At 74.0% G+C, this 7374-nt stretch carries 6 protein-coding genes; 5 read left to right on the top strand and 1 reads right to left on the bottom strand.

Annotated elements, in window-relative coordinates; all coding sequences use genetic code 11:
* The 4 genes from A3Q37_RS29445 to A3Q37_RS29430 all read left to right on the top strand — a co-directional run.
* Positions 1–1153: tetratricopeptide repeat protein (locus A3Q37_RS29445; RefSeq protein WP_255311978.1), on the top strand; the 1153-nt coding region annotated here is incomplete at its 5' end.
* A 2-nt stretch (positions 1154–1155) separates the two neighbouring features.
* Positions 1156–2655 carry a protein phosphatase 2C domain-containing protein gene (locus A3Q37_RS29440; protein WP_065489095.1) on the top strand — a complete coding sequence of 500 codons (1500 nt, stop codon included), beginning with the start codon at positions 1156–1158 and terminating at the stop codon, positions 2653–2655.
* Positions 2656–2674: 19 nt separating this feature from the next.
* Positions 2675–4036 carry a VWA domain-containing protein gene (locus tag A3Q37_RS29435; protein ID WP_065489079.1) on the top strand — a complete coding sequence of 454 codons (1362 nt, stop codon included), beginning with the start codon at positions 2675–2677 and terminating at the stop codon, positions 4034–4036.
* Between the two features lie 85 nt (positions 4037–4121).
* Positions 4122–5465 (top strand): FHA domain-containing protein, encoded by a 1344-nt coding sequence (locus A3Q37_RS29430; RefSeq protein ID WP_065489077.1) that lies wholly within the window; start codon positions 4122–4124, stop codon positions 5463–5465.
* A 22-nt stretch (positions 5466–5487) separates the two neighbouring features.
* Here the strand turns inward: A3Q37_RS29430 and A3Q37_RS29425 are convergent, their stop codons facing one another.
* Complete coding sequence (locus A3Q37_RS29425) at positions 5488–6492, bottom strand: methyltransferase domain-containing protein (RefSeq protein WP_065489075.1); 1005 nt, start codon at positions 6490–6492, stop codon at positions 5488–5490.
* A 287-nt stretch (positions 6493–6779) separates the two neighbouring features.
* Between A3Q37_RS29425 and A3Q37_RS29420 the strand changes: the two genes are divergently transcribed.
* Positions 6780–7184 carry a globin gene (locus A3Q37_RS29420; RefSeq protein ID WP_006124491.1) on the top strand — a complete coding sequence of 135 codons (405 nt, stop codon included), beginning with the start codon at positions 6780–6782 and terminating at the stop codon, positions 7182–7184.
* Positions 7185–7374 lie beyond the last annotated feature (190 nt).

Genomic DNA, 7374 nt, shown 5'->3' with positions numbered 1-7374 from the left:
GCTGGCCGCGCCGCCGACCCATGTACGGGGCTCCGCGCCGGGCGGGGCTCCGCAGCCGTACGCTCCCCCGGCGCACGCCCCGGTTCCGGCGCCCCGGGCCGCCGAGCAGGCCCCGGCCGGCCCGTACGCCACCGGCGCGTCGGCCGGACCGTACGTCCAGGTCGCCCCGGACGGCCCGGACGGCCTCGCCGGGGGTGTCCGGCTCGCCCCGTTCGACGCCCCGGCCACCGCGCTGGCGCTGCCGGTCCCCCGGGTCGACGCGATGGACCCGAACGCCGGTTTCCTCGCCGGTCTGATGGCCTCGGCCCCGGCCGAGCTGATCGCCGCCCTGCACACGGTCCCCGCGCCCTCGCTGGAGACCCGGCTGCGGGAGCTGCGGGCCCGGCTGGAGATGCGGGAGCCGGATTCGGCCGCCCGTGCGCTGACCACCCTGGAGGGTGAACACGCCGACGACTGGCGGGTCGTCTGGTATCGGGGCGTCACCTCGCTGGTGACCGGCGACCACGAGACGGCGGCGCTCTCCTTCGACGCGGTCTACGACGCGTTCCCCGGGGAGATGGCGCCCAAGCTGGCGCTCGGGATCTGCGCGGAGGTGCTGGGTCAGCTGGACAACGCCGCCGAGTACTACCGCCTGGTGTGGGCGACCGATCCGGGGTTCGTCAGCGCCGCGTTCGGCCTGGCCCGGGTGCAGATCGCGGCCGGTGAGCGGGGTGCGGCGGTGAGCACCCTGGAGTCGGTTCCGGAGGCGTCGATCCACTACACGGCGGCGCGGGTCGCCGCCGTCCGGGCGCGGCTGCGCGAGCGCTCGCACCGGGAACCGCTGCTGGCCGATCTGACGGCCGCCGGGGCCCAGGTGACCGCGCTGGAGGCCTTCGGTCTGGACCCGGTGCGCCACGAGCAGTTGTCGACGGAGGTACTGGGCAAGGCGCTGGACTGGGTACTCTCCGGTAGTCCCGGTGTCCCGGGACCGGGCGGACCGGACGCAGGTCCGCCGGGTGCACGGAAGCTGCTCGGCGCCGAACCGACCGAGCGGGGACTGCGGTTCGGGCTGGAGCGCTCGTACCGGATGCTCGCCCGGCTCGCGCAGCGGGGCGACGAGAGGATCGAACTGGTGGAGCGGGCCAACCGTTTCCGCCCCCGGACGTGGGTGTGAAGATGTCTCAGAGCCACCAGCAGCCCGCCCTGTCGAAGTGCCCCGGCTGCGCGGAACCGCCGGCCGCGGGCGACCTGTTCTGCGGGGCGTGCGGCTACGACCTCTCGGCCGTGCCCGCGCGCCCCGGTGACCGGCCCACGATGGCCATCACCGTGCCCCCGGCCGCCCCGGAAGCGTCCCCGGCCGCGTCGGGTGGTGAGGCCGTACGGTGGCCCGCCGCCGCGGAGACCGACAGCTCGGACGTCCCCGCGCCCGTGCACCGCCCGTCGGACCTGCCCGGGACGGACTCGGGCGGCAGGCCCCTCGCGGAGCAGGAACAGGAGCAGTCGCAGGAACAGGCCCGGGCGGCCCAGGGACAGGCCCGGGAGCGGGAACAGGCCCAAAAGCAGGCCCAGGAACAGGCGCAGGGGCCGGAGCCCGTCGGCGGGCCGGAGCCCTCCGCCGTTCCGGTGCGCCACGACGACCGGGCGGACCCGGCCGGTGCGGAGCACTCCGGTGACTTCGCGCTGGCCGCGCCCGACCCCCGTACGGCGGAGCACGCCGCGGCGGCCGCCGCTCCCGCCGCCGGGGGCAAGGTCTGTGTGGCCTGCCGCTCCGGCCGGGTGGACCCCGACGGCTACTGCGAGAACTGCGGGCACGCCCAGCCCCGCGAGCGCGACCACATGGAGCAGGAGCTCGACTCGGTGGCCGCGGTGAGCGACCGGGGCCTGCGCCACCACCGTAACGAGGACTCCTTCGCGGTGTCCTCGACCGCGCTGCCGGACGGTTCGCCCGCCGTCGTCGCGATCGTCTGCGACGGCGTCTCGTCGGCGAGCCGGCCCGACGAGGCGTCGGCCGCCGCCGCGAACGCCGCCAACGAGTCGCTGCTGGAGTCCCTGGCGCGCGGTACGCATCCGCAGCAGGCGATGCACGAGGCGATCGTCGCCGCGTCCGAGGCGGTCAACGCGCTCGCGCAGGAACCGGCCGGGGCGATGGAGCACGACGCGCACCGCCACCAGAACGCCCCGGCCTGCACCCTGGTCGGCGCGGTCATGGCGGGCGAGCTGCTGATCGTCGGCTGGGTCGGCGACAGCCGGGTCTACTGGGTGCCCCAGGACCGCACCCAGCCGACCGCCCGGCTCACCGAGGACGACTCCTGGGCCGCGCAGATGGTCGCGGCCGGCCTGATGAACGAGGCGGAGGCGTACGCGGACGAGCGCGCCCACGCCATCACCGGCTGGCTCGGCGCCGACGCGTACGAACTGGAGCCGCACACCGCCGCGTTCAAGCCGGACCGGCCGGGCCTGGTCGTCGTGTGCACGGACGGCCTGTGGAACTACGCCGAGTCCGCCGAGGAGATGGCCGCCGCGGTCCCGGCCGACGCCCAGGAACACCCGCTGCGCGGCGCCCAGGTGCTCGTCGGGCACGCGCTCGACGGCGGGGGCCACGACAACGTAACAGTGGCACTTCTGCCGTTCGCCATCCGGCCGCAAGGGGCAGGATCGGCCTGCGAAACCGTTTGAGCCTCAAGGAGCCGACCAGATGGCCAACTTCTCCAAGTCGCAGGTGCCGCAGTTCTCGGTCGACGTGTACCAGAACGAGTTCCTGCCCGAGGGCGGCCGTGAGGTCAACGCGATCGTCACCGTGACGTCGACCGGCGGCGGCACCACCGGCGGGATACCGCTGGCGGACGCGGCGCCCTCACCCTCGTACGGGGCGGGGCAGGGACCCGACGCGGCCGTGGTGCTGATGGTCGACTGCTCGGGCTCGATGGACTACCCGCCGACGAAGATGCGCAACGCGCGCGACGCGACGGCCGCGGCCATCGACACGCTGCGCGAGGGCACCCGGTTCGCGGTGGTCGCGGGGACGCATGTGGCCAAGGACGTCTATCCGGGCAACGGGCGGCTCGCGGTCGCCGACCCGCGGACGAAGGCCCAGGCCAAGGACGCCCTGCGGAAGCTGAGCGCGGGCGGGGGCACCGCGATCGGCACCTGGCTGCGGCTGGCCGACCGGCTGCTGAACTCCGCCGACGTCTCCATCCGGCACGGCATCCTGCTGACCGACGGCCGCAACGAGCACGAGTCGCCCGAGGACCTGCGGGCGGCCCTGGAATCCTGCGCGGGCCGGTTCACCTGCGACGCCCGCGGCGTGGGCACCGACTGGGAGGTGAAGGAGGTCACCGGCATAGCCGCCGCCCTCCTCGGCACGGCCGACATCGTCGCCGACCCCGCGGGCCTGGCCGCGGACTTCACACGGATGATGGAGAACGCCATGGGCAAGGAGGTCGCGGACGTGGCGCTGCGGCTCTGGACCCCGGTGGGCGTGGAGATCCGGTTCGTGAAGCAGGTCGCGCCGACCGTCGCCGATCTGACCGCCCGGCGCACCGAGGCGAACGCCCGGGCCGGGGACTACCCGACCGGTTCCTGGGGCGACGAGTCCCGCGACTACCACGTGTGCGTGCTGGTGCCGGAGGCCGGGATCGGCCAGGAGATGCTGGCCGCCCGGGTCTCGCTGATCCTGCCCGACGCCTCGGGCGCGGGCACGCCGCAGACGCTGTCGCAGGGGCTCGTACGGGCCGTGTGGACGGACGACATGGTGGCGTCGACCTCGATCAATCCGCAGGTCGCGCACTACACGGGTCAGGCGGAACTGGCACAAGTCATCCAGCAGGGGCTGGACGCACGCAAGTCGGGCGACTTCGACGGCGCGACGGCGAAGCTGGGCCGTGCGGTGCAGCTGGCGTCGGCGTCCGGGAACCAGGACACTGCGAAACTGCTTTCGAAGGTGGTCGACGTCGTCGATGCGGCGACGGGTACTGTGCGACTGAAGGCGAAGGTCGCGGAAGCGGACGAGATGACCCTCGAAACTCGCTCCACCAAGACCGTTCGCGTCAAGAAGTAGCACAGAACGATCACCCGCGGTCAAGACGCCGCGACCGACAGCATGCGGCCTCCGCGGCCGGAAGAGGAGAGGGGGAAGCGCCGACATGCCGACCTGCCCGAACGGACACCAGTCGGGTTCCGAGGACTGGTGCGAGGTCTGCGGACACCGCATGACGACCGGCGGTGCGCCCGCGGGCGCGGTGCCCCCGCCGCCTCCTCCGCCGCCCGCGCCCGGTTACGGCTACCCGCAGCCGGGTTCCGGCACCGGTGGCGGACAGCCCACCATGCAGGCGGAACTCTGCCCGCAGTGCCGTACGCCGCGTGAGGCGATGGCGCCGTTCTGCGAGGAGTGCCGCTGGAACTTCCTCACGAACACGGCGACCTCGTACACCCCGCTGGCCCCGCAGCACAGCGCGCCCAGCGGCCCGCCGCCCGGCCTCAACCTGCCGCCCGGCTTCCAGGCGCAGAACCCCGGCGGCCCCGGCGGCCAGCCCGGTCCCGGTGGTCCTGGTGGACCCGGTGCGCAGGGCGGTCCGCCCGGTGCGCCGCAGCCGCGTGACCCGTTCGACTACCAGGGCTCGCGGCCCTCGCAGATGAACCGTCCCGCCGAGCCGCTCACCCCCGAGCAGAACGGTCCGCAGGGCAACAGCGGTCCGCAGGGCAACGGCGGCCAGGGCGGGCCTCCGCAGGGGTTCCAGCAGGGTCCGCCGCCGTCCTCGTTCCAGCAGCAGGGCCCGCCGTCGACGCGTTCGCCGTTCGAGCCCCAGCAGGCCTCGCCCTTCGCGCCGCCGCAGCAGCAGCAGTCGGCGCCGCCCGCGCCTCCGCAGTCGCCGGGGCACACCGGCGGCGGGGACGACTGGATGCTGTCGCCGCCGTCCCAGGCGCAGTCGCCGCAGCCGCCCCAGCAGTTCCAGCAGCCGGGCCCCCACCAGGGCCAGCCGGGCCAGCAAGGTCAGGGCCAGGGCCAGCAGCACGGGCAGGACCAGGGGTACGACCAGGGTCAGCAGCACGGTGTGCCCGGCCAGGGCCGGCCGCCGCAGCCCGCCTCCTGGACCGCCGTGATCGCCCCGGACCGCGCGTACTTCCTCGCGATGATGCAGCGCAGCGGCCCCGAGGCGACCGGGCTGAACCTGCCCGCGTACTCCCCGGAGCAGCGCCTTCCGCTCACCGGCGGCCAGGTCACCATCGGGCGCCGCCGGCAGAGCACCGGCGAGTCCCCCGACGTCGATCTGTCGGTGCCCCCGGAGGACCCGGGCGTCTCGCACCAGCACGCGGTGCTGGTGCAGCAGCCCGACGGCGGCTGGGCGGTCGTCGACCAGAACTCCACCAACGGCACCACGCTGAACGGCGCCGAGGAGCCGATCCAGCCCTACGTCCCCGTACCGCTCCAGGACGGCGACCAGGTGCACGTCGGGGCGTGGACGACGATCACGGTCCGCCGGGACTGAGGCCGCCCGTACATCAGGCCGCTCACCGGCCGGCGGCGAGCGGCCAGGTGTACGGGCCCTGCGGGTCGTCGAGCCAGGCCCACTGGCGGCCCTGGCCGACCGTGATGCCGTACCTCTCCCGCTGCGGGCGCCCCTCGCGCTCCCAGAGGGAGAGGGCCTCGTGCGGATCGAGGGTCCCCGCGGTCAGCGTCAGGAGGAACCGGAACAGGTCGTCCCCGGCCACCCGGCGCGGCAGTCCGCCGAGGTGCGGCAGCCCGTCGTGCAGCGGCAGCGCCCCGCGCAGGGGCACGAAGTACGCCGGGGTGTGCAGGAAGTGCCCCTCGGCGCGCGGGCCGTGCGCCGTCGCGCGGACCTCCAGCAGGACCAGGCCGGTGGCGAGCGGCGCGAGGATCAGCGCCCCCGGACGGCACTGTTCCGGCCAGCTCCGCGGTACGGAGGGCAGGGTGCAGGTCGCGATGATCCGGTCGTACGGGGCGCGCTGCGGGTATCCCCGGGCCCCGTCGCCGGTGATCACCGTCGGGTGGTACCCGGCCGCCGCGAGGTGGTCGCGGGCCGACTCCGTGATCTCCGGGTCCAGATCGACGCTGGTCACGGCGGAGTCGCCGAGCCGGTGGGCGAGGAGCGCCGCGTTGTAGCCGGGGCCGGTGCCGATCTCCAGGACCGTGTGGCCGTCCCGTACGTCGAGGGCGTCGAGCATCAGGGCCATCAGGGACGGCTGGCTGGAGGACGAGACGAGTTCGCCGTCCTTGAGATGGGTGGCCAGCGCCCCGTCCGCGTACACGCCGTGCAGCCAGCGTGAGCGTTGTCCGGGGCCGGCGTCCTCGGCCCCGAGGCGTTCGTAGCCGCCGATCCCGTGCACGTAGAAGAACGGCACGAACAGATGGCGGGGCACCTCGGCGAAGGCGGTGCGCCAGGCGGGATCGGTGAGTCCGCCCCGCGCGACGATCTCCCGCACGAGGGCGTCCCGCGCCGCGTCGGCCTCGGCGTCGGGGGCGGACGGGAAGGGGCCCTGCCGGTGTGCACCCATGTCTCCACTGTCCTGCGCCGGGGCCGTGCGGGCGAGAGGGGAGAGCACGGTCCTGATCCCGGACGATGGTCAGGGCCTGCCGTCACATTCCCGTCGTCGCCCGAAGGGCGGCCGGGCGGCGCATGGTGCGTGCGATCGCAAGGCGCCGGAATGGTCTCGTAGCGGAGCTACTAGGGCATTTCGGCAACGCCGCGAGCGTGCGTGCCAGGCGTCGCCCGGCAGGCGGGAATGTGACGGCAGGCCCTAGGACTCCTGACCTCGGGCGGTGCGTCTGCGACCATGGACGGGTGACTGAGATTCCGCGCGACACGCTTCAGGAGCAGACCTTCTACGAGCAGGTCGGCGGCGAGGCGACCTTCCGGCGCCTGGTGCACCGCTTCTACGAGGGCGTGGCGGGCGACGAGCTGCTGCGGCCGATGTACCCGGAGGAGGATCTGGGCCCGGCCGAGGAGCGGTTCGCGCTGTTCCTGATGCAGTACTGGGGCGGCCCGCGCACCTACAGCGACCACCGGGGCCACCCGCGGCTGCGGATGCGGCACGCGCCGTTCCGGGTGGACCGCGCGGCCCATGACGCCTGGCTCTCCCATATGCGGGTCGCGCTGGACGAGCTGGGGCTCGCACCCGAGCACGAGCGGCAGCTGTGGGACTACCTGACGTACGCCGCCGCCTCGATGGTCAACACCGCGGACTGACCACACGAACCGGCGAGGCGAGCCGACGCGTGAACGTTCCGTGACCGGTTGCCTCCGGAATTCGACGCTCCACCTCCGGATAACGATCACGATCGCATCAAGGTGCGCCTGTAAGCGGTTACCGAAACCCAGGTGCCTCTGAAAGCATCACCGGTACGTCGGGGGGCGTGCGCATGCGGTGTTTCCGGGG

Origin of the sequence: Streptomyces sp. PTY087I2, from assembly GCF_001687325.1 — a bacterium.
Classification (GTDB): domain Bacteria; phylum Actinomycetota; class Actinomycetes; order Streptomycetales; family Streptomycetaceae; genus Streptomyces.
The sequence above is the reverse complement of the archived record's forward strand: the minus strand, read 5'-3'. Positions and strand labels throughout refer to the sequence as shown.

Coding starts and splice junctions, on each gene's coding strand:
- A3Q37_RS29440 (WP_065489095.1), top strand. CDS start 1,156: ATGTCTCAGAGCCACCAGCAGCCCGCCCTGTCGAAGTGCCCCGGCTGC.
- A3Q37_RS29435 (WP_065489079.1), top strand. CDS start 2,675: ATGGCCAACTTCTCCAAGTCGCAGGTGCCGCAGTTCTCGGTCGACGTG.
- A3Q37_RS29430 (WP_065489077.1), top strand. CDS start 4,122: ATGCCGACCTGCCCGAACGGACACCAGTCGGGTTCCGAGGACTGGTGC.
- A3Q37_RS29425 (WP_065489075.1), bottom strand. CDS start 6,492: ATGGGTGCACACCGGCAGGGCCCCTTCCCGTCCGCCCCCGACGCCGAG.